This is a genomic window from Massilia sp. UYP34 (genome assembly GCF_056279385.1).
Map to the genome: position 1 here is coordinate 24,963 of NZ_JBWBRF010000021.1, position 21,015 is coordinate 45,977.

Genomic DNA, 21,015 nt, shown 5'->3' on the forward strand with positions numbered 1-21,015 from the left:
GAATTTATTTCTGCGATTTCATTTATTTCTCTATGTTGATTTCTGCCAGCTAGGTCAGCGCCAGGCGGTGCGCCAATGGATTCCGGGTCAGGTCGGCATAAAACCGCACCAGCTTCTGCGCCTCGTTTTTCCAGTTGTACGTCTGCTCGACAGCACGCCGGCCATTCGCGCCCATGCGCCGGGCCAGCTGCGGATCCTGCGCCAGGCGGTCGATGGCGGCGGCAATCGCGGCCGGATCCCGCGGGTCGACGCACAGGCCGCAATCGCTGGCCTCTACGATCGCGCGCCAGCGGGGAAAATCCGACGCGATCACGGGAATTCCGGCCGCCATGTATTCGAACATCTTGACCGGCAGCGCATCGCGGTAGCTCGCGGTCGGCAGCAGGGTGACCAGGCCGGCGAACGCGCTCTCCATGACCCGGGCCACGCCGGCGCGGTCGAGGTGGCCGAGCGCGCGGATCCGGGTCCAGCCCGGCAGCAGCGCCATGTCGCGCGCGAGCGCCGGGTCGGCGAAGCTGCCGGCCAGGGCCAGCCGTACCGGGGTGCGCAGCAGGGCGCAGGCCTGCACCATCTCGCGGATGCCGCGGATCGCCGAGATGCTGCCGACGTAGCAGATCTCGGTGCGCGCGTCCCAGCTGCGCTCGGGAGGAAATTCCTCGGGCAGCGGAAAATTGGCAACGTCGACCGTCCGTGGATTGCAGCGCGCCAGCCGCTCGCGGATGTGGGGCGTGGCGGCCAGCAGGCCGTCGAGGCGGGTGCAGGCGTAGCGCTCATAGCGCGCGTACAGGCCCGCGATCACGCGGGCGACGCCCGGCGCCAGATAGGGCTTGTCGAGCAGCTGGGTCGGCACGTCTTCGTGGGCGTCGAACACGACGCGCATGCCGGCGCGCCGCAGGCGCAGGCCGGCCGGGAGCAGTTCCGGGTCGTGCAACTGGTAGGCATCGGCATCGAACGCCAGTGCGCGCGCGGCGACCCGGCGCGTGGTCCACAGCATGCGGTCCAAGCGCTCCACGAGGGCGCTTGGACGGCGCCCCGCAAGGGCGCCTGGACGGCGCCCTTGCGGGGCGTGCGCGCGTTTCCCGGCGTCGACGATCCGAACGCCGTCGCGCAGCTCGTCGCCGAGGCCGTCGGCCACCACCAGGATCACTTCATGACCGTGGCTGGCCAGCGTGCGGCATTGCTTGACGAAGATCCGGGTGTCGTAGCGCGGATGCGCCGAGGTCATGTGGACGATGCGCGGCATGTTTCCTCTCGTAGGCATAGCGGCTGCAGGCGCCGAGGGTGGCGCTGAGCAGCATGTCGGTGAAGTAATGGGACGACAGCAGCAACAGGATGGTCACGCAGGCGAAAGCGAAGGCCAGCAGGAACAGCGGGCGCCGGCGCGCGGCGAAGTACTCATGGAAGAACATCGGCGTGATCGGGACGATGGCAAGCGCCGCCAGGTAGAGCATGCCGAACAGGCCGAGGTCGACCCAGGCCGACAGCACGTTGTGCGAGTAATGGCCGGGCGCGTAGCTGCCATAGTCGCCCAGGATCGGATGCGCGGCGATCGATTGCACCGCATGCACGGTCAGCTGCTGGCGCTTGTTGGCCGAGGTCGAGTGCGAGAGATCGAACAGTTCGAGGATGCGGTTCGAGGGCAGGGAAGCCAGGATCTGGTCGAGGTAGAGACCGATGGCGGCGGCGATGCACACGCTGGCCAGCACGAAGTACAGCTTGTGGCGCGAATAATAGAATTCGATCAGGGGAATCGCGAACAGCAGGGCCACGAATTCGCTGCGCGCGGTGTTGACGAACAGGGTGGCCGCGCCCACGGCATGCAAGGCCAGGCGCAGCGGCAGGTTGCGCGTGAACGTGGCCACCGCGAGGTAGGTAAACAGATAGGAGCGCGAGAAACCCTGGTAGGTGGCGAGAGAATCGGTATCCTTGGCGATGCCGAGCGCGCCGAGGTAGAACACGCCGTCGACCGAATACGAGAACACGATGGTCGACATCCCGGCCAGGCTGAGCAGGCCGACGACGCGGAACCTCCGGCTGTCGAAGTCGATGAAGCTGAACTGGAAGTAGACCAGCACCATGAACAGGATGGCGAGCATGTGGTAGGTCACGATGGCGCGGTTGGCGCCGGCCGCCGCGTTGACGACCACCACGCCGACGAAATACGCGAAGAAGACGCCGTAATGGATGTCGACCAGGGTCAGGCGCTGGGCATCGCGCCGCATGCGGCCAAGGTAGACCAGGCACATCGGGCCGGCAAAGGCCAGCGCCACCGGGCCGAAGTAACCGCCCAGGAAGGCGCCGGTGGCGCCGGTGCCGACCAGGGTGTGGTAGAAGAAGAAGCCCGGGAACAACATGAAGAAGCAGGCGATCATCAGCCACTGCTCGCGCTGGGCGCGCGCCGCGCCGCCGGGCCGGGTAGGCCCGCCCTGCAGCGCCCGCTGCCAGGCATCGGGCGCGCTGTCGGCATCCAGGGCCGTGGGGGCAGCTTGATGCGGCGTGGGCAAGGGATTCATGCGGTGGCCAGCCCGTTGCGCGAGCAGTTCCATGACATGTGCAGGTAGACCAGATAGAGGCAGGAATAGCCGATCACGTACCACAGCACGTTCTCGTGCATGCTGCCCGGCAGCAGAAAGGCGCCGAGGGTGGTGGCGAACAGCGTTACCTGCCACAGCAGGTCGGCCTTCTGGCGGCCCGCCACGAAGAACACATAGCTCAGCGGACTGGCGACGAAGTTCAGCAGGAACAGCGGCGCCATCAACTGGGCCAGCTCGCCGGCCTCGCGCCAGGAGGGACCGAACACGGTGGCGAACAGGGTCGGGGCGAAGGCTATCAGCAGCAGCGCCGGCCCGATGCCCATCACCAGCAGCGCCTTGAAGGTGTGGCGGTAGCTGCGGCTGCAATGGCCGTGCTCGCGGAATTCGAGCACCGATTCGCGCTTGAAGACTTCGAGCACCGAGGCCGCCAGCAGCGATATCGGCGCCGACAGCACGCGCTGGGTCAGCGCGTACAGGCCGGCGGCCAGCGCGCCGTGGCGCATGCCGATCAGGAACAGCGGCAACTGGCTGACGGCGCCATTGAGCAGGTTCGACGGCAGCGAGTAGCGCCAGAAGGCCTGGTGGCGCCGCAGGTAGGCGCGTTGCTCGGGGTCGGGCAGGCAGGCGATGGGCGCACGCGGCGGACGCAGCAGGCGGCGCGCATACAGGTAGCCGGCCAGCAGGCCGCACAGGTGGCCTGCGATCAGGCCGGTCCCTTTCATGCCGGCGTACAGCAGCGCGAGCTGGGTCAGGACGATGACGGCGGCCGCCACCACCTTGGCGCGCGCCGCCTTGCCGAAGGCATTGTGTGAGGTGGCATAGGCGAGCGTCGTTTGCATGCAGGCGATGAGCCAGGCTCCGGCGCCGATGGTGAGCAGGGCCGCCCATGGCAGTTGCAGGGTCGGCGCGAAGCCGGCCAGTCGCGCCGTGATGGCAATCAGGGTCAGCAGCAATGCGGCGATGGTGGCGCTGTAGAACACGACCCGGAAGCAGGTGCGCTGGTGTCGCTCTTCGTGGTCGAGGATCATCGCCGCCTCCATGCGCAGGGTGGCGCCGATCGCCGACAGCGTGATCACGCCGAGCCAGACGCTGTAGGCGCCCAGCTCTTGCGGCGTGCACATGCGCGTCAGCAGCGGCGCCGCCAGCAGCGGCAGGGCTTGAGCGCCGAGGGCGCCACCGAGGACGGTGGCGACGTGGCGCCAGAATGGCGGCAGTTGCCTCATGAAGCGGTGGCCGGCGTGGCGCTCGCTGCGCTGGTCGATTCCGGGGAGGCGGCCGCAGCAGAGACGGGCACAGTCGAGGCGGGCGCAGCCGAGGCGGGCGCCGCCGCGTCCGTTGCCACGGCCGGCATGGCGCTGCGCGTCTGGCGGCAGGCGTCGAGCAAGGCCCCTGCCACCCGCTGCACGCCGGCATTGTCGAGGAACGGCCCCATCGGCAGGCTCAGGACGCGCCGGGCCAGGCCTTCGGCCACCGGATAGGCGTCCGGCGCCAGGTGGGCGTAGGCGGCCTGGCGGTGGATCGGCACCGGGTAGTGGACGGCGGTCGGGATGCCGGCGGCGGCAAGCTCCGCGCGCACCCGCTCGCGATCGTCGACCAGCACCGTGTACTGGGCATGGACGCTGCTGCGGTCGTTGCGCACGGCGAGGATGGGAACATGGTGGCGCAACAGCGCGTCGTACTCGGCCGCGGCGCGCTGGCGCTGCCCGATTTCCCAGTCGAAGCGTTCGAGCTTGGCCAGCACCACGGCGCACTGCAGGGTGTCCATGCGTCCGCCCACGCCCAGCCGGGTGTGCACGTAGCGGTGCGACTGGCCGTGGACGCGGATTTCGCGCATCGCCTGGGCCAGGGCGTCGTCATCGGTGAACAGGGCGCCGCCGTCGCCATAGCAGCCCAGCGGCTTGCTGGGGAAGAAACTGGTGCAGCCGATCGTGGACAAGTGGCAGCTCTGGCGGCCGCGGTAGGTGGCGCCGAAGCTCTGGGCGGCGTCCTCGACGACGGCGATGCCATAGGGTTCGGCGATGGCATTGATGGCGTCCATGTCGGCCGGCTGGCCGTACAGCGAGACCGGGATGATGGCGCGCGTGCGCGGCGTGATGCGCTCGGCGATCAGGCGCGCGTCGATGTTGCCGGTGGCGGCATCGACGTCGACGAACACCGGGGTGGCGCCCACCAGCATCACGGCTTCGGCGGTGGCGATGAAGGAGAATGGGGTGGTGATCACTTCGTCGCCGGCCTTGATGCCGAGCGCCATCATGGCGATGATGAGCGCCTCGGTGCCCGACGCCACGGTGATGCAGTGGCGCGCGCCGGTGCGCTGCGCCAGGCGCGCCTCGAGCTCGGCCACCTCGGGGCCGAGGATGTATTGTCCGTGGTCGAGGACGGCCTGGATGCGGCCGTTGATCAGCTCGCGCGAGGCGAGGTATTGGGATTTCAGGTCGATGAAGTCCATGGTTTATCCTCGTGCGGTGCCTGGGTTCGGGGCGCTGCCGATTGCGGCGGTCGCGGCGTGTGCGATGCCGTCGCCTGCTTCGGCGCCGCAATCGCCTTCGGTCTCGGCCGGGCCCCGCCCGTCGTCCGCGCCGAACGGGCTGTCGGCCGGGCGGCAGGCGCCGTCCTGCAGCACATAGGGCTCGCCGGTATGCGGGCAGCGGGCTTCGCCATTGCCGGTCAGCGGCAGGGCCAGGCGCTCGCCGGTGCGGCTGATCCAGCCGATCTGGCGCGCCGGCACGCCCGCCACCAGCGCATGCGGCGCGACGTCGCGATTGACCACGGCGCCGGCGGCAACGAAGGCGTACTGGCCGATCGTCACGCCGCACACGATGGTGGCATTGGCGCCGATGGTGGCCCCGCGCCGCACCAGGGTGCGCCGGTACGCGTGCTTGCGCGGCACCGCTGCGCGCGGGTTGTAGACGTTGGTAAACACCATGCTGGGACCGCAGAAGACGTCGTCCTCGAGGGTTACGGCATCGTAGATCGAGACGTTGTTCTGGATCTTGACGCCGTTGCCGATCCGGACGTCGTTGCCGACGAAGACGTTCTGGCCCAGCGAGCAGGCGGCGCCGATGCGTGCGCCGGCGCAGACGTGGGCGAAGTGCCAGACATGGGTATCGTCGCCGAGCCGGGCGCCGCGGTCGACGATCGCGCTGGAATGGATGATGACGGCCATGGTCAGTACTCCAGCGGCAGGGCGACGCGGCGGCCGTCGCGCGCCGAGCGGTAGGCGGCGACCAGCACCTCGAGCGACTTCAGGCCCTCGCGACCGTCGGTCTCGGGCTCGGCTTCGCCGCGCAGCACGCGGATCACGTTGTCGTAGTAGAGCGGATGGCCGAAGCCATACACCGAGGTGGTCTGGTAGCTGGCCTCGGCCACCAGGGCGTCGTCGGGATCGGCTTGCGCGAATTCCCATTGCTGGACTTCGTTGACGGCGACGCCGCCGATGCGCACGGTGCCATGTTCGCCGAGGATGGTGATCGAGCCTTCGAGATTGCGCGGCCAGGTCAGCATGGTGACGTTCATCGAGCCCAGCGCGCCGTTGCGCCAGCGCAGGCTCATCACGCCGGTATCCTCGACCTCGATGTCGCGCGCCAGGGTGGCGGTATAGGCTTGCAGGCTTTCGATCGGGCCGACGATCCATTCGAGCAGGTCGACGTAGTGGCTGGCCTGGTTCATGAAGGCGCCGCCGTCGAATTCCCAGGTGCCGCGCCAGCCGGCGCTGCGGTAGTACTCGTCGGGGCGGGTCCAGAAGACATTAAGGTTGACCATGTAGATGCGGCCGAAGCGCTTTTTCTCGACCGCGCGCTTGAGCAGTTGCAGGGTGGCGTTGCGGCGGTTCTGCTTGACCACGAACAGCCGCACCCCGGCCTCGTCGGCGGCGGCGACCATGCGCTTGCCGTCTTCCCAGCGCGTGGCCATCGGCTTTTCGGTGATCACGTGGCGGCCGGCCGCGGCGATGCGGATCGCCTGGGCCGGGTGCAGGCCGGACGGGGTGGCGAGCACGAAGGCGTCGGCGTCGAGCTCGGCCAGCATGCGCTCGAGGCTGGCATATGGGAGGGCGCCGGTGATGCCGGCGGCTTCTTCGCGCACGAGCGGGTCGATGTCGCATACGCCGGCCAGCTCGCAGCGGTCGGCGTGCTCGCGCATGGCGGCCATGTGGTTGCGGGCGATGCGGCCGCAGCCGACCAGGGCAAAGCGGATCTTGCGGTCGAGGATGGGAGGAGGGTAGTGGCGCATGCAGGCTCCGGGCGTGACGGTGGGCTTCGATGGGTGGGATGGACGGGTCGGATCGACAGGCGGGCCGACTCGCTCAGGCCTGTACCACGTTCGGCAACCGGTTCGGGTATACGCCGCGGGTGTCCACGATCAGGTTGGCGTATTGGCGCACCAGGTCGTAGTCGAAAGCGCTGTGGCTGGTGGCCAGTAGCACCACGTCATAGGACGCGAGCGAAGAAGGGTTCAGGGGCACGCTCGACAGTTCGAAGTGGTGCTCGCGCATGCGCGGAAAGACCGGGACGTGCGGGTCGGAATAGTCGACCGTGGCGCCGCGCGCGCGCAACAGCTCCATCAGCACCACCGAGGGCGACTCGCGCATGTCGTCGACGTCTTTCTTGTAGGAGATGCCCAGCACCAGGATGCGGCTGCCCATCACCGCGCGGCCGCGCTCGTTGAGGGCGTCGGCGACCTTGCCGACCACCCAGCCCGGCATGTCGCTGTTGATCTCGCCGGCCAGTTCGATGAAGCGGGTGTGCAGGCCATACTGGCGCGCCTTCCAGGTGAGATAGAAGGGATCGATCGGAATGCAATGCCCGCCCAGGCCGGGGCCGGGGTAATACGGGGTGAAGCCGAACGGCTTGGTGGCGGCCGCGCGGATCACCTCGTGGATGTCGATGCCCATGCGGTCGGCGATGATCTTCATCTCGTTGACCAGGCCGATGTTGACCGCGCGGTGGATGTTCTCGAGCAGCTTGGTCAATTCGGCCGCGCGGGTCGAGCTGACCGGCACCACCGTGTCGATGGCGGCGCGGTACAGGGCCAGGCCGGCTTCCAGGCAGGCATTGGTGGAGCCGCCGCATACCTTGGGGATGGTGCGGGTATGGAAGTCGGGATTGCCCGGGTCTTCGCGTTCGGGCGAGAATACGAGGAATACGTCGTGGCCGACGCGCAGGCCGCGCGACTCCAGGCGCGGGCGCAGCTCTTCCTCGGTGGTGCCGGGATAGGTGGTGCTCTCGAGCGACAGCAGCTGGCCGGGCCGCATGTGCGGCAGCAGGGATTCGACGGTCCCGATCACGAACGACAGGTCGGGTTCGCGGTAGGCGGTGAGCGGGGTGGGAACGCAGATCACCAGGGCGTCGGCCTCGCTCGCGCGCGCGAAGTCGGTGCTGGCCGCGAAGCCGGCGGCGCGCGCCGCCTCGATCGCGGGGGCGCCGATGTGCGCGATATAGCTGCCGCCGCGATTGAGCTGCGCGACCTTGTCGGCGTCGACGTCGATCCCGAGGACGCGGAAGCCCTCGGCGGCGTAGCGCAGCGCCAGCGGCAGGCCGACGTAGCCGAGCCCGATGATGCCGATCACGGCATGACGGTCGCGCAGCCGGGCCAGCAGCTGCTCCAGGTGAACTGATTGGTTCTCGTCTCGCATGGGTTTCCTCGACAGTAACGGTATGACAGCGGGTATGACAGCGGATATGACAGAAGCTATGACGGCGGCTCTGACAGCAACGATCTGACGGCGGCGGCGCGGAGCGGCGGCGCTGGCAGCCCCTAGATCCGGAACGGCACGAACCTGCGAATCAGGCCGGCAGGCGCGGGCTCCTCGACCGGCGCCTGTGGCGCCGGCGCCGGCGTCGAGGGCAGGTATTCGGACACGATGGCCTTGACCATCGACTCGATCGGGCCGCGTTCGTGGGTTTCGCAGGCCATCATGAGACAGGTGATGCAGGTCTCGAGCACATTGGGCTGCAGCGCGTTTTCCTTCATGCGCATGATGCGCGGGTGCTCGCTCGGGAAGACGGTGCCGTCGGTGAGCAGTTCTTCGTGCAGTTTTTCGCCCGGGAACAGGCCGATGAACTGGATCTCGATGTCGCCGCGCGGCTGCTGGGGCGTGCGCTCGGTGAGGCCGTGCATGGCGATCATGGTGCGCGCCAGATCGACGATGCGCACCGGCTCGCCCATGTCGAGCACGAACACGTCGCCGCCCTTGGCCATGGCGCCGGCCTGGATCACCAGCTGGGCCGCCTCGGGGATGAGCATGAAGTAGCGCGACACTTCGGGATGGGTGATCGTCACCGGTCCGCCGCGCGTGATCTGGCGCTGGAACAGGGGAATCACGGACCCCGAGGAGCCCAGCACATTGCCGAAGCGGACCATGCAGAACGTCGTGCCCGTCCTGCCCGCGCCCTGGGCCGGGCCAGGGCGGGCGCCGTCGCCCGCTGCGCCGCCACCGGCCGCGCGGGCGGCGGCGGCCTGGAAGATCAGCTCGGCGATGCGCTTGCTGGCGCCCATGATATTGGTCGGCCGCACCGCCTTGTCGCTGGAGATCAGCACGCAGGTCTGGACGCCGTGGCGCGCCGCGCCGGCGGCGATGATCTGGGCCCCCAGCACATTGTTGCGCAGGCCTTCGACGATATTGGTCTCGACCAGGGGCACGTGCTTGTAGGCGGCGGCATGGTAGATCGTGTCGATGCCGCCGGCGGCCAGCACGCGCTCGACCAGGTCGGCATTGCAGACCGAGCCCAGGTGGGCGTGGATGGGCAGGTCGGGAAAACGCGCCGCCAGCTCTTGCCGGATGGTGTACAGGGCATACTCGGAATGGTCGATCAGGTGCAGGCGCGCCGGGCTCAGGGTGACGATCTGGCGGCACAGCTCGCTGCCGATGGAACCGCCGGCGCCCGTCACCAGCACCCCTTTTCCACGCACGCAGCGTGCGAACAGGTCGAGCCGCGGCGGCACTGGCGGGCGGCCGAGCAGGTCTTCGAACTTGATTTCGCGGATGGCGTCGCGCAGGACCGACTTGTCGCTGGCCTTGTCGTCGGCCAGGTCGACCAGCCGGGTGAGAATCCTGGTGGGCACCCCGGCCTGGCCCAGGCGCTGCATCAACTCGCGCAGGCGTTCGGGCGCGGCGGAGGGCAGGGCGATGACGATGGTGCGGATGCCGAGCGCCGCGCCGAGCTCGACCAGGCGCGAGGTGTGGAACACGCGCAGGCCGGCCACCGTGCGCTCGTTGAGCGCGCGCTTGTCGTCGAAGAAGCACAGCGGGCGGTATTCGTCACCGTCGCGCATGGTCTGGGCCAGGCGGGCGCCGGCCTCGCCGGCGCCGTAGATGGCGACCGCCAGCGCATTGTCGGCGCAGGGGCCGCGCTTGCTGCGCAGCAGCTTGCGCACGCCGATGCGTGATATGACGACATAAGAAAAGGCGATGAACCAATATATCGCCAGCGCGCTGCGCGGGAATCGCGCCTCATTGAGGAATACCAAAGTAAGATAGGCACATAATACGGCAATGGCCAATGAGAGGCCGGTAAGGGTCAGCAGACGATGGTCGATAAAGCGGATGACGGCGCGGTATAAATCGGATAGCCAGAAAGCCGCTATCGTCAGCACGGCGACCAGTAAATAAGAGCCGGGACCAAATTGTTTTGCAAGATGTAAATCGCCACCACGCAATATCATTGCGATTAAAAAACACAGCGGAAGCGCAACCAGGTCGACCGCGACGGCCAGGGCGGCCTTCGTAGTGCGATGCATCGAGACGACTCTTGCGCAAAGCTGATGAGACAGCGTGGGACGTTGAATTGACATGGCAGTCGGCTTCTCGCTGAAAGAGAACGACGTGCGGCTGCATTCACAATAATGGGTTACTGCACGACCAGGTAATCACATAAAACACTGCGATAAAATGCTGCGATAAAATCGCTACGATAACATGCCGCAATAAACATTCCGCGATGAATAGGCCGGTTTTGCCGATTGAGTTGGTGTCTATAAGATCATTATCTGCCTGCGATTGAATAACAGGTTTGAGGTCACTCAACAGCGATCAGGGATATAAAGCGCGAGCAGGGAGGTTGAGATAAAGAAGTGAATTTAAGAAATAGCCTTGGATAATAATTTCCGGCGGCTATTTATTTAATTCAGCGGGGAAGGCGGCAGCGGCGAATGCCGGCGGGAATGGCGGAAACAAATAGATGCGTTCCGGCCCGGCAGGCCGGAACGCTGTCGACGAGGTCGGGCGTCAGGCCGGGGGGCGGCCCGGACGCGGCTGCGGCGCCATCGGCGGCACCGTGATCCGTTCGTTCAGGCGCAGGAACTTGAAGCCGGCCAGCGCCTGGCCGGGCTTGCCCGCGCGCGCATTGCGTTCCTGGCGCTCGAGCGTGCGCCCGATATACGATGCGAACGTCTCTTCGCGCACCTGCGGTTCGGCCGAATGCAGGAAGCGGCGCTCGCCGTTCGGTCCCAGCACCACCAGGCCCACGTGCGAGGCCCAGTACTCGCCGTCGCGGGTCGAGATCACGTTCACGAAATCCCCTTCCTGCAACTGGCTGGCGATGGCCGCCACCTGTTCCTTCGGCACGTAGGCCTGGCGGCTGGTCTCGACCGGCAGGTCGCGCACCGTGTTGTGGCGGGTGCGCAGGAAGCGCGCGCGGTCGACCCGCATGTCGTAGGACGGGCCGCCCGGTCCGGCCAGATCAACGCTGACGTCGGTGACCAGCCAGCGGTTGGCCACGTTCCAGTCCATCTCGGTGTAGTGATTGCGCGTGGCCACGCCGATCACGCCGTCGCGGTAGCGGATCCGCTGCAGCATCCAGAAGAACTCTTCCCACGAGCCGGACAAAGCCATCGCGTAGGTGTGCTCGGCGAACACCACGCAATCGCTCTGCGCCAGGCTGTACAGAGGCAGGCTGTCGTGGAGCTCGTAGGGGAACTCGCCCAGCAGGTGCAGCGAGTAGGGCTGGCCGATGTTCTGGCGGCCGATCGCGGCGATGCGCCTCTTCAGGTCCGGCTCGGCGCCCTGCATGTGGGCGATGTACTGGCCGGCCTCGAACGGCGTCATCTGGTAGATCTGCTTTTGCAGCAGGGCCGACAGCGGGGTCGGCGGCGGGGGCGCGCCGGGGACGGGTTTGGTGGCGGGCGCGGTCGCGCATCCGGTCAGGACGGCGCTGGCAAGCAGCAGGCAGGCAAGGCGCATGGCGTTCATCAATGTGGGGGAAAAACGTCAAGCTAATCTGGTGCGCCCGGCTTGGGTAATGAAATTTCTTCGTCCATCCATAACCGCGCGGAGGGAGTCGATTGTGTACATTCCATTAAGTTATATAGAAGCAAACACAAGTGATTATTCACCGCTGAAATGAACATGAATACTCCGAGCATGGCAGCCTTCAGCCTGCCTTGAGCAATAACGATAGCACTATTCCCAGGAGAGAGAGCATGTTCAAGCAGAAGCCGCTCGCAGCGGCCGTATCGATGGCAGTCTGGAGCCTCGCAGCCCTGCCGGCCATGGCGCAGGAAGCCACCCCGGACGTGTCGATGCAGACCGTGGAGGTGACGGGCATCCGCGCGTCGCTGGCCAAATCCCTGTCGGTCAAGCGCGACGCCGCGGCCAACGTCGAGGTGATCACGGCCGAAGACGTGGGCAAGATGCCGGACAAGAACCTGGCCGACTCCCTGCAGCGGCTGGCCGGCGTGGCGGTGCGCACCGACTACGACGAAGCGGAAAAAGTGTCGATGCGCGGCACCAATCCGGACATGTCGCTGATCATCTTCAACGGCCATGCCGTCAGCAGCGCCGACTGGTACGTGGCCGACCAGGCCTCGAGCTCGCGTTCGACCAGCCTGTCGCTGATGCCCTCGCACGTGCTGCAACAGGCGGTCGTGTACAAGACCTCGCAGGCGAACATCGTCGACGGCGGCCTGGCCGGCACCATCAACGTCTCTACCAGGAAGCCCCTGGCGCAGAAGGAGCGCTTCTCGGGCGTGGTCAGCGTCGGCGCCAGCTACGCCGACCTGCCGGGCCGCTACGCGCCGGACATGAACGGGTCGGTCACCTGGAAAAACGAGGCGGGCACCTTCGGCGTGCTGGCCGCGCTGTTCGCGGAAAAACGCCACGTGCGGCGCGACTCGGTGTCGCGCTTCGCCTACGGCACCAACAGCGGCTGGGACGTGATCAACACCAGCACCATGAAGGGCATCACCGACCAGTCGCTGGCCGGCAGCGGCTATACCGCGGCCGACCTGAACGGCGTGCGACTGCCCGGTTCGATGAGCTCGGAATTCGTCGAGGGCGTGCGCGACCGCAAGGGCGGCATGCTGTCGCTGCAGTTCAAGCCGAACCGCGACCTGGACGTCACCATGACCGGTTTCCACTCCGCGATGGAAGCCAACAACCACGGCCGCCTGACCTCGAGCGCCATCTACTCCATGCTGCTCGGTAAGAACGCGCCACTGGGCGGCACCACCGCCGCCGCGGTCAACACCAGCCACAACGGCCAGCAGGTGTTCGCCCAGATCCGCAACCCGGTCATCGTCGACGAAACCACGGTCTACGGCCACCCGCTGAAGGTGCTGAAGGCCGCCGACATCGTCTTCGCCGACGGCGTCAGCCCCCAGTATGTCGGCAACTCGGAAGGCTTCTACCGCGACGGCGCCAAGGCCGAGAGTTCTTTCCTTGACCTGGATGCGAAGTACCGCGTCAACGACGACCTGACCGTCAAGACCCTGCTGTCGACCACCCGCGGCGTCGGCCAGACCCGGCTCGACCAGGGCCTGACCCTGGCGCGCTACGGCACCGGCATCTCGTACGCGCTGGGCGACCTGCACGACGCGCCCTTCGTCCAGTACCGCAACGCCGGCATCAACCAGCCCGGCCTGAACCCGGACGGCAGCGGCTACACCATCGTCGACCGCGCGGCGTCGGGCGTCAAGACCGTCGACAAGGAGTGGAGCGCGCAGTTCGACGCCGAATACCGCGTCGATCGCGGCTTCCTGCAGTCGCTGGCAAGCGGCGTGCGCTTCGCCGACCACAAGCGCACCAGCGGCCGCCGCGGCCCCGCCTTCCGCAACGGCATCACGCTCGACCCGGTCACCGGCCGCGTGGTCTCCAACACGCCGACGCCGCTCACCGGCTGGCAGGCATTCCCGGGCGACTTCGGCAAGGACCTCGACGGCCCGGCGGGCTGGGACAACACCGGCTTCACCTACACCCCGGAAGGCATCAAGGACTACATCGCCAGCAATACCAAAGTCACCAGCGACGCCTGGGAGCGCCGCGTGAACTCCGAGATCGACATGCAGGAACGCCAGAGCGCGGCCTACGTGATGGCCAACCTGGAAGCCGAGCGCTGGTCGGGCGACGTCGGCGTGCGCTTCACCCGCACCGAGGTCAAGGCGAACATCTCGACCCCGATTCCGTCCGGCGCCTGCCAGCGCGTCGCGCCGGGCCAGGCGCCGGTCACCTGCGCCGCGTATCCGGGCGCGATCACCGATGCCGGCGACGCCACCGCCTACTTCGACGGCATGCCGTTCAATCCCAATGCCGGCATCCTGTACTACAAGACGCCGACCAGGCGCACCTTCGACAACTGGCTGCCCAGCATGAACCTGCGCTACGACATGGGCAACGACATGCTGGCGCGCTTCGGCGTCAGCCGCACCATCGGCCGCCAGAACTACAACCTGCTGGGCAGCGGCTTCGGCACGCCGGGCTGCGACGCCAACGGCTGCCGCGTGACCGGTCCGAACCCGGACATGGAACCGCAAACCTCGGACAACATCGACCTGTCGTGGTCGTGGTATTTCGCGCCGCGTTCGATCGTGGCGGTGAGCGTGTTCCACTCGTCGATCGACGGCTATCCGAAGACCGGCGCGGTCGGCAGCGCCACCGTCGACCTGCTCGACCCGCGCGACCAGACCGTGAAGACCTTCTTCATCAATACGGCCTCGCAGCAGGGCGCGAAGATCAACGGCATCGAGCTGCAGTACGAGCAGCCGTTCGGCAAGACCAACTTCGGCTTCACCTCCAACGTCAGCCGCGCCAAGACCCGTGTGGACGACGGCCGCCCGATGGTGGGCGCGTCCGAGTGGACCGGCAACGTCGGCCTGTACTACGAGGACGACAAGCTGTCGACGCGCCTGGTGGCGAACTACCGCGGCGAGTACGTGAACAGCACCACGGCGCCGTCGCCGACCGCCAACAGCCAGGGTCTCTCGGTGATCAACGGTGTCGCGATGCCGACCGCCCCGACCTATGCCGACGCGGTGACCACGCTGGCGTTTTCCGCCAACTACTATTTCACCGATAACCTGGAACTCGCGTTCAGCGCGACCAACCTGACCAACGCCAAGCGCGCGCAGTACCGCTACAGCGAACAGGAGCAGCAGAAGCTGGACGTCAGCGGCCGCCAGTACTACCTGAACCTGCGCTACAAGTTCTGACCGGACAGGGCGCATGAAAAGGGAAGCTTCGGCTTCCCTTTTTTTTCGTGCGTGGCAGTCCCGCGCCCGCGCCCGATGGCGCGCCGCCACGAACCCGCTTCCTGGCCTGTCCGGCCGTATTGACGCGCGCAGTGTGCGTCACCTAACGGTGCAATGGCGCAGGTTTCGATAAGATGCACCTGTCTGAGTGAGGAACGCGCGATTCGCTTCGCTGCCATCCGAAACCTCAACAGGTTAGCCGGTCGCCTCGAGGATCGGCACCAATTTCAGGGCCCCGCCGGCACGCCGGCGCGGCCCGTAACGGAAGCGGAGGTTGCCATGTACGATGTCAAGCATCCACCCAAGCACCTGGTGCGCGCCTATCTCGAACGTCGCTCGCGCGACCCGAAACCGCCACCGGCCCCGGAAGAAATCCGGCGCCAGCTTGGATGGGACATGCTGATGCCGGCCGACCTCAAGTTGGCCACCAACCGTTCCTGAGCTTCATGATTCTTTCGCGTCCAGCGTTCCAGCAGGGACATGGCGCCCAGCCCCACCACAGGAGACATCCATGACCAGCAAGATCGGCAGCAAACACATTGCACAGCACCGCGGCAAGAAGGAACGCCTCGAGATCAAGCGCACCAACGTGGCGCGCGAAGCGGTGCGCCAGGCCGAGGCCCGCGCCAAGTACCGCAACCAGCCAAAAGGCCAGGCCCAGCGCGAACAGGCGCAGACGGCCGCCTGATCCACCCCATGCGCCGTACACGGCCCGCCTGCGAGGCGGGCTTTTTTACGTCCGTCCCATTCTGTCCGTCCGGCGCGGCCCGCCGCGATCGCTCGCCATTGGCCGCCTTTCATCCGCCATTGGCCGAATAGCGCTTTCGCGATTGCCCTCCGGTTTGCTATCGTGTCTCCAGTTCGATAACGAGAGGAGTGACGCAATGGAGTCCGATGATGGCTATCGCTGGCGCAAGCAGGTGCTGTGGGGCCTGCTGCTGATCGTGGTGGGCGCGGTGGTGCTGCTCGACCGCCTGCACTATATCGATGCCGAGGATTATTGGCACTACGCCCCGCTGCTGCTGGTCGTGGTCGGCATCGGCCAGACCATCGGTTACCCGAGCCCGAAGGAGTTCAGCAATGGCTTGTGGACCGTATTCACCGGCCTGTGGCTGTTCGCCGTGTTGGAAAATGCCTTCGGCCTGACCTTCCGCAACAGCTGGCCGCTGTTCATCCTGATGTGGGGCGTCAAGCTGGTGCTCGATCCATTCATCGCGCGCCGCTTCGCCAACAATCGTCGGAGCCGCCATGAAAAATGATCCGCATGCAAAAGGCGTGACGGGCCAGGTCGTGCTCGGCCTGCTCGTGATCGGGATGGGTCTGTTGTTCCTGCTCGATAACCTGGGCTTCCTGGACATGCACCGCGCCTTGTCGTTCTGGCCGATGTTGTTCGTCATCGTCGGCATCGTCAAGCTGTGCGACACCCGCACCCAGGGCGGCACGCTGCTCGGGGCCGCCCTGGTCGGCGTCGGCATCCTCCTGATGCTGGACCGGATGCACATCATCGACTTCAGCTGGGGCGCCGTCTGGCCGCTGGTCCTGATCGGCCTTGGCGGCGTCCTGGTGGCGAAGGCGGTGCGCGGCAAGCGCGCGCTGGAACACGGCGTGGCGGTGGTCGACGGCGCGCCGGCGGATGTGGGCGCGGGCGAAGTGCTGGACATCACCGCCATCCTGGGCGGCTACGAGCGCCGCGTCACGACCCAGAACTTTCGCGGCGGCGAGATCACGGCGGTGATGGGCGGCTGCGAACTCGATATGCGCGGCGCCTCGATCCAGGGCGAGGCGGTGATCAATGTGTTCGCGTTCTGGGGCGGCGTGACCATCAAGTGCCCGCCCGACTGGACGATCGTGTTGCATGGCACGCCGATCCTGGGCGGCTTCGAGGAAAAGACCATCGCGCCGCCGGACGACACCAAGCGGCTGGTCATCCGCGGTTACGCGATCATGGGTGGCGTGGAAATCCGCAACTGATGGGCGGCGGATTCTGGGCGCGGCGCGGCGCCGCGCTGTACCTGGCGGCCTGGCTGATGCTGGGGCTGATGCTGGCCGGGCTGCTGTCGGCCACCGGCGGCGCCGGCCCGGCGGCCAGCCTGCTGTTCGCGCTGCCGCTGGTGCTGGTCTACGGCGCCGTGTGCGGCTTCTCGGCCTATTACCTGTGCCGCGCCTATCCGCTGGCGCGCAAGTCGACGCCGGCGGTGCTGGGCGTGTTCTTCGTCACTGCCGTGTGCGCGGCGCTGCTGTGGTGCGCCGTGGCGACCGGCTGGGCCGCATGGTGGCAGTGGCTGGCGCCGGGCGACGACGGCGTGACGATGTCGCGGCCGCTGGCGGCGGTGATCTTCGGCCTCGGCGTGCTGCTGTACGGGATGACCGCCTGCGGTCACTACCTGGCGCTCGCATTCGAGCGCGCGCGCGGCCTGGAGCGGCGCGAGCTCGAGGCCAAGCTCCTGGCCCGGGACGCCGAGCTGCGCATGCTGCGCACCCAGGTCGATCCACACTTCCTGTTCAACAGCCTCAATTCGATCAGCGCGCTGACCACGATCGACGCCGCCGCGGCGCGCGACATGACCCTGCAGCTGGCGGGCTTCTTTCGCCATACGGTGGGGCTCGAAGCGCAGCGCAAGGTCACGGTGGGCGCCGAACTGGAACTGGTCGAGCGCTTCCTGGCGATCGAGCGGGTGCGCTTCGGCCCGCGCCTCGGTTTCGAGCGCCAGGTGAGCGCGGATGCCGGGGCCTGCCTGCTGCCGCCGATGATCCTGCAGCCGCTGGTCGAGAACGCGGTCAAGCATGGCGTCGGCCAACTGCTCGAGGGCGGGGTGGTGCGGGTCCGGGCCGAGCGGGCCGGCTCGCGGCTCAGGCTGCGGGTCGAGAACGACGTCGATCCGGATGCGGGGACCCGGGCCGGCGGCGGCATTGGCCTGGCCAATGTGCGCGAGCGCCTGCTGGCGGCCTACGGCGTCGAGGCCAGCGTGCATGCGGCGCGCGTCGACAATCGCTTCCGGGTGGACCTGGTGCTGCCCGCCGACACAGGAGAATGACGAATGCGTACCCTGATCGTGGACGACGAACACCTGGCGCGTGCGCTGCTGCGCGAATACCTGACGGCGCATCCCGACGTCGAGATCGTGGGCGAGTGCGCCAACGGTTTCGAGGCGGTGAAGGCGATCGCCGAGCACGCTCCCGACCTGGTGTTCCTGGACATCCAGATGCCCAGGCTGGACGGCTTCGAGGTGGTGGAGCTCGCCGGCAGCAAGCCGCATTATGTCTTCGCCACCGCCTACGACCAGTTCGCGTTGCGCGCGTTCGAGGTGCACGCGGTCGACTACCTGCTCAAGCCGTTTTCGCGCGAGCGCCTGGCACAGGCGCTGGCGCAGGTGCGCCTGCGCGCGCCGCAGCCGGACGGGATCGCGGCGGTGGTGAAGGACGCGCAGGCGCGCCGGCAGCCGCTCGAGCGGGTCCTGATCCGCGACGGCGCCCGCGTGCACGTGGTCGCCGCCAACGGCATCGACTACATCGAGGCGCAGGACGACTATGTGCGGATCTGCGCCGGCGGCAAGGCGTACCTGAAGCACCAGCGCCTGTCCGAACTCGAAGCGCAGCTCGATGGCGCCATGTTCGTGCGCATCCACCGCTCGTTCATCGTCAATGTCGGCGCGGTCGAACGCATCGAGCCGGTCAGCAAGGACAACCATTGCGCGGTGCTCAAGGGCGGCGTCAAGCTGCCGATCAGCCGCAGCGGCTACCAGAAGATGCGCACGCTGCTAGCGTGAATCGAGCTCCCACCATGCCGGCATCAACGCCCGGATGCCCGGCCGGGAAAAGCGGTCGTCGATCAGCCACACCACGCCGCGGTCCTGCTCGGTGCGGATCACGCGGCCGGCCGCCTGCACCACCTTCTGGATGCCGGGATACAGATAGGTGTAATCGTAGCCGGCGCCGAACAATTCCTGCATCCGTTCGCGCAGCTGCTCGTTGACGGGATTGACCTGGGGCAGGCCGAGGGTGGCGACGAAAGCGCCGATCAGGCGCTCGCCCGGCAGGTCGACCCCTTCGCCGAAGGCGCCGCCCAGCACCGCAAAGCCGATCCCCGAGCCGTTGACGTCGAAGCGGTCGATGAACCGCTGGCGTTCTTGCTCGCTCATGCGGCGCTCCTGGCGCCAGGCCGGGATCGACGGATCCAGCCGCTCCAGCGCGTGCGCCACCTTGTCGAGATAGTCGAAGCTGCTGAAGAAGGCCAGGTAGTTGCCGGGACGTTCGCGGTACTGGCGTGCGATCAGTTCGGCGATGGGCTGGACCGAGGCGGCGCGCACCTGGTAGCGGGTCGAGATGCCGCGCGCGACGTGGACCTCGAGCTGGCTCGCCTTGAACGGCGAGTCGACCTCGACCCAGGCCGTGTCTTCCGGCATGCCGAGCGTATCGAGGCAGTAGTGCCAGGGCCCGAGCGTGGCCGAGAACAGGGTGCTCGAATGCGTGGCGGAAAAGCGCGGGCCGAGGAAGGGCGCCGGCACCACGTTGCGGATGCAGATCGTCGAGTCGCGCAGCGTGGGACGCTCGGCGTCCCGGCTCAGGTCGCACAGCGAGTGCGGCCCGAACGATTCGGCAAGGCGCACGAACCCCATGGCGTCGAAATGGAAACGCTGCAGGTCCGGGTCGAGCGGGCCGGGGAAGGCCGCCAGGTGTTCGTTGACGGCGCTCCCCGCTTCCTGCAGGGCGTCGACCAGCTTCGGCGGAATTTTTTCGAGCAGCTGGTAGGGCGCCGGCGCCGCCTTGTCGACCGCGGTCCAGGCGCGGCCCACGCGCTCGAGCGCTTTCCTGACGGTCGGCGGCGCGCCGGCGCGGGCCAGGCGCAGCTGCGCGCGATCGAGCTCGGTGCTGTACATCGAGCGCGCACGGCCGACCAGGTTGTGCGCTTCGTCGACCAGCAGGCTGGTTTTCCAGCCGTTGTTCAGCGCCAGCGCGTACAGCATGGCGCTGCCGTCGAAATAATAGTTGTAGTCGCCGACGATCAGGTCGGACCAGCGCGCCATCTCGCTGCCGAGGTAATAGGGACAGACCTCGTGCGCCAGTGCGACCTCGCGCAGCGCCTCGCGGTCCAGCACGCTCACCTCGGCCGCGGCCGCGCGCGCCGCCGGCAGGCGGTCGTAGAAGCCGCGCGCCAGCGGGCAGGATTGGCCATGGCACTCCTTGTCGGGATGCTCGCAGGCCTTGTCGCGCGCGGTGAGTTCGAGCACCCGCAGAGGGGCCTGGCGCTCACCGCCGCACAGGGTCGCGGCGCCGTCCAGCGCCAGGCGCCGGCCGGGCGTCTTCGCGGCCAGGAAGAATACCTTGTCCAGCTTCTCGCGCGGCATGGCCTTGAGCACCGGGAACAGGCTGCCCACGGTCTTGCCGATGCCGGTCGGGGCTTGCGCCAGCAGGCAGCGGCCGCCGGCATTGGCGCGGTAGATGCTCTCGGCCAGCTGGCGCTGGCCGGGACGGAAGTCGGCGTGCGGGAACGACAGGGCGCCCAGCGCGGCGTCGCGCGCCGCGCGGTGCGCCGCTTCGCTGGCGGCCCAACCCGAGAAGCGCTCGCACAGCGCCTCGAAGTGCGCGCGCAGCCAGGCGCTGTCGCGCGTTTCGCGCAGCACGGTCTCGACGCCGCTGCCGATGTCGTAGTAGACCAGCGCCAGGTTGACCGATTCCATGCCCTGTTCCTGGCACAGCAGGTGGCCATAGACGCGCAGCTGGGCCCAGTGCAGGTGGCGGTGGTTCTCGGGAATGGCGTCCACCCGGCCGCGGTGGGTCTTGACTTCTTCGATCAGGTTTTCATTGGCGTCGTAGCCGTCGGCGCGGCCGCGCACGAGCAGTTCGTTCCAGCGGCCGGACAGCGCGACCTCGCTGCGGTAGCCGTCGCCGCGGCGGCCGGCGACGACGGCGTGGCCGGCAATGCCTTCCTGGGCGCTGGGCGAGGGGGTGAAGCGCAGGTCGAGGTCACCCTGCTTGGCGGTGAACTCGCACAGGGCGCGCACGGCGATGGTGTAGCTCACGT

17 protein-coding genes are annotated in these 21,015 nt (G+C 67.5%); 7 read left to right on the forward strand and 10 right to left on the reverse strand.

The genetic code is table 11. The features are described from left to right. Positions 1–49 precede the first annotated feature (49 nt). The 9 genes from ACZ9AQ_RS21080 to ACZ9AQ_RS21120 all read right to left on the reverse strand — a co-directional run bounded on the left by ACZ9AQ_RS21080 (position 50) and on the right by ACZ9AQ_RS21120 (position 11,721). Positions 50–1,243 (reverse strand): glycosyltransferase, encoded by a 1,194-nt coding sequence (locus ACZ9AQ_RS21080; protein WP_429205079.1) that lies wholly within the window; start codon positions 1,241–1,243, stop codon positions 50–52. Further along, positions 1,149–2,546 carry an O-antigen ligase family protein gene (locus ACZ9AQ_RS21085; RefSeq protein ID WP_429205077.1) on the reverse strand — a complete coding sequence of 466 codons (1,398 nt, stop codon included), beginning with the start codon at positions 2,544–2,546 and terminating at the stop codon, positions 1,149–1,151. Before ACZ9AQ_RS21085 ends, ACZ9AQ_RS21080 begins: the two co-directional genes overlap by 95 nt. Further along, positions 2,510–3,757, reverse strand: coding sequence for a lipopolysaccharide biosynthesis protein (locus tag ACZ9AQ_RS21090; protein WP_429205075.1), 1,248 nt, complete (start codon positions 3,755–3,757; stop codon positions 2,510–2,512). Before ACZ9AQ_RS21090 ends, ACZ9AQ_RS21085 begins: the two co-directional genes overlap by 37 nt. Beyond that, positions 3,754–4,983, reverse strand: coding sequence for a DegT/DnrJ/EryC1/StrS family aminotransferase (locus ACZ9AQ_RS21095; RefSeq protein ID WP_429205073.1), 1,230 nt, complete (start codon positions 4,981–4,983; stop codon positions 3,754–3,756). The genes ACZ9AQ_RS21090 and ACZ9AQ_RS21095 overlap by 4 nt, the downstream gene beginning before the upstream one ends. Positions 4,984–4,986: 3 nt before the next feature. Beyond that, positions 4,987–5,700, reverse strand: coding sequence for an acyltransferase (locus tag ACZ9AQ_RS21100; protein WP_429205071.1), 714 nt, complete (start codon positions 5,698–5,700; stop codon positions 4,987–4,989). A gap of 2 nt (positions 5,701–5,702) precedes the next feature. Further along, positions 5,703–6,764: a Gfo/Idh/MocA family protein gene (locus ACZ9AQ_RS21105; RefSeq protein ID WP_429205070.1), complete on the reverse strand. Its 1,062-nt coding sequence runs from the start codon at positions 6,762–6,764 to the stop codon at positions 5,703–5,705. 73 nt (positions 6,765–6,837) lie between these two features. Beyond that, positions 6,838–8,166, reverse strand: coding sequence for a nucleotide sugar dehydrogenase (locus tag ACZ9AQ_RS21110; RefSeq protein WP_429205069.1), 1,329 nt, complete (start codon positions 8,164–8,166; stop codon positions 6,838–6,840). Between the two features lie 122 nt (positions 8,167–8,288). Continuing rightward, positions 8,289–10,271 (reverse strand): polysaccharide biosynthesis protein, encoded by a 1,983-nt coding sequence (locus tag ACZ9AQ_RS21115; RefSeq protein ID WP_429205068.1) that lies wholly within the window; start codon positions 10,269–10,271, stop codon positions 8,289–8,291. 487 nt (positions 10,272–10,758) lie between these two features. Further along, positions 10,759–11,721, reverse strand: a complete 963-nt coding sequence (locus tag ACZ9AQ_RS21120; protein ID WP_476108363.1) for an N-acetylmuramoyl-L-alanine amidase-like domain-containing protein — start codon at positions 11,719–11,721, stop codon at positions 10,759–10,761. 230 nt (positions 11,722–11,951) lie between these two features. Between ACZ9AQ_RS21120 and ACZ9AQ_RS21125 the strand changes: the two genes are divergently transcribed. From ACZ9AQ_RS21125 to ACZ9AQ_RS21155, 7 genes are all read left to right on the forward strand, one after another. After that, entirely contained in the window at positions 11,952–14,954 is a 3,003-nt protein-coding gene (locus ACZ9AQ_RS21125) for a TonB-dependent receptor (protein WP_429205065.1), read from the forward strand. Positions 14,955–15,272: 318 nt separating this feature from the next. Further along, positions 15,273–15,434 carry a hypothetical protein gene (locus ACZ9AQ_RS21130; protein ID WP_429205063.1) on the forward strand — a complete coding sequence of 54 codons (162 nt, stop codon included), beginning with the start codon at positions 15,273–15,275 and terminating at the stop codon, positions 15,432–15,434. A gap of 70 nt (positions 15,435–15,504) precedes the next feature. Continuing rightward, positions 15,505–15,681, forward strand: coding sequence for a hypothetical protein (locus ACZ9AQ_RS21135; RefSeq protein ID WP_320476063.1), 177 nt, complete (start codon positions 15,505–15,507; stop codon positions 15,679–15,681). 196 nt (positions 15,682–15,877) lie between these two features. After that, complete coding sequence (locus tag ACZ9AQ_RS21140; RefSeq protein ID WP_429205061.1) at positions 15,878–16,252, forward strand: LiaI-LiaF-like domain-containing protein; 375 nt, start codon at positions 15,878–15,880, stop codon at positions 16,250–16,252. Further along, positions 16,242–16,964 carry a LiaI-LiaF-like domain-containing protein gene (locus ACZ9AQ_RS21145; protein WP_429205059.1) on the forward strand — a complete coding sequence of 241 codons (723 nt, stop codon included), beginning with the start codon at positions 16,242–16,244 and terminating at the stop codon, positions 16,962–16,964. Before ACZ9AQ_RS21140 ends, ACZ9AQ_RS21145 begins: the two co-directional genes overlap by 11 nt. Further along, positions 16,964–18,028, forward strand: a complete 1,065-nt coding sequence (locus ACZ9AQ_RS21150; protein ID WP_429205057.1) for a sensor histidine kinase — start codon at positions 16,964–16,966, stop codon at positions 18,026–18,028. The genes ACZ9AQ_RS21145 and ACZ9AQ_RS21150 overlap by 1 nt, the downstream gene beginning before the upstream one ends. Before the next feature lie 3 nt (positions 18,029–18,031). Next, a complete protein-coding gene (locus tag ACZ9AQ_RS21155; protein WP_429205055.1) occupies positions 18,032–18,760 on the forward strand; it encodes a LytR/AlgR family response regulator transcription factor in 729 nt (242 codons plus the stop codon). On the opposite strand, the gene ACZ9AQ_RS21160 is transcribed toward ACZ9AQ_RS21155, so the two are convergent. Beyond that, on the reverse strand, positions 18,752–21,013 hold the full coding sequence (locus ACZ9AQ_RS21160; RefSeq protein ID WP_429205053.1) for an ATP-dependent DNA helicase: 2,262 nt from the start codon (positions 21,011–21,013) through the stop codon (positions 18,752–18,754). The genes ACZ9AQ_RS21155 and ACZ9AQ_RS21160 overlap by 9 nt on opposite strands. Positions 21,014–21,015: the final 2 nt, after the last annotated feature.

What these genes read in the sequence shown, in the direction of transcription:
- ACZ9AQ_RS21080 (WP_429205079.1), bottom strand. Translation starts at nt 1,243, where the DNA reads ATGCCGCGCATCGTCCACATGACCTCGGCGCATCCGCGCTACGACACC.
- ACZ9AQ_RS21085 (WP_429205077.1), bottom strand. Translation starts at nt 2,546, where the DNA reads ATGGAACTGCTCGCGCAACGGGCTGGCCACCGCATGAATCCCTTGCCC.
- ACZ9AQ_RS21090 (WP_429205075.1), bottom strand. Translation starts at nt 3,757, where the DNA reads ATGAGGCAACTGCCGCCATTCTGGCGCCACGTCGCCACCGTCCTCGGT.
- ACZ9AQ_RS21095 (WP_429205073.1), bottom strand. Translation starts at nt 4,983, where the DNA reads ATGGACTTCATCGACCTGAAATCCCAATACCTCGCCTCGCGCGAGCTG.
- ACZ9AQ_RS21100 (WP_429205071.1), bottom strand. Translation starts at nt 5,700, where the DNA reads ATGGCCGTCATCATCCATTCCAGCGCGATCGTCGACCGCGGCGCCCGG.
- ACZ9AQ_RS21105 (WP_429205070.1), bottom strand. Translation starts at nt 6,764, where the DNA reads ATGCGCCACTACCCTCCTCCCATCCTCGACCGCAAGATCCGCTTTGCC.
- ACZ9AQ_RS21110 (WP_429205069.1), bottom strand. Translation starts at nt 8,166, where the DNA reads ATGCGAGACGAGAACCAATCAGTTCACCTGGAGCAGCTGCTGGCCCGG.
- ACZ9AQ_RS21115 (WP_429205068.1), bottom strand. Translation starts at nt 10,271, where the DNA reads ATGCATCGCACTACGAAGGCCGCCCTGGCCGTCGCGGTCGACCTGGTT.
- ACZ9AQ_RS21120 (WP_476108363.1), bottom strand. Translation starts at nt 11,721, where the DNA reads ATGAACGCCATGCGCCTTGCCTGCCTGCTGCTTGCCAGCGCCGTCCTG.
- ACZ9AQ_RS21125 (WP_429205065.1), top strand. Translation starts at nt 11,952, where the DNA reads ATGTTCAAGCAGAAGCCGCTCGCAGCGGCCGTATCGATGGCAGTCTGG.
- ACZ9AQ_RS21130 (WP_429205063.1), top strand. Translation starts at nt 15,273, where the DNA reads ATGTACGATGTCAAGCATCCACCCAAGCACCTGGTGCGCGCCTATCTC.
- ACZ9AQ_RS21135 (WP_320476063.1), top strand. Translation starts at nt 15,505, where the DNA reads ATGACCAGCAAGATCGGCAGCAAACACATTGCACAGCACCGCGGCAAG.
- ACZ9AQ_RS21140 (WP_429205061.1), top strand. Translation starts at nt 15,878, where the DNA reads ATGGAGTCCGATGATGGCTATCGCTGGCGCAAGCAGGTGCTGTGGGGC.
- ACZ9AQ_RS21145 (WP_429205059.1), top strand. Translation starts at nt 16,242, where the DNA reads ATGAAAAATGATCCGCATGCAAAAGGCGTGACGGGCCAGGTCGTGCTC.
- ACZ9AQ_RS21150 (WP_429205057.1), top strand. Translation starts at nt 16,964, where the DNA reads ATGGGCGGCGGATTCTGGGCGCGGCGCGGCGCCGCGCTGTACCTGGCG.
- ACZ9AQ_RS21155 (WP_429205055.1), top strand. Translation starts at nt 18,032, where the DNA reads ATGCGTACCCTGATCGTGGACGACGAACACCTGGCGCGTGCGCTGCTG.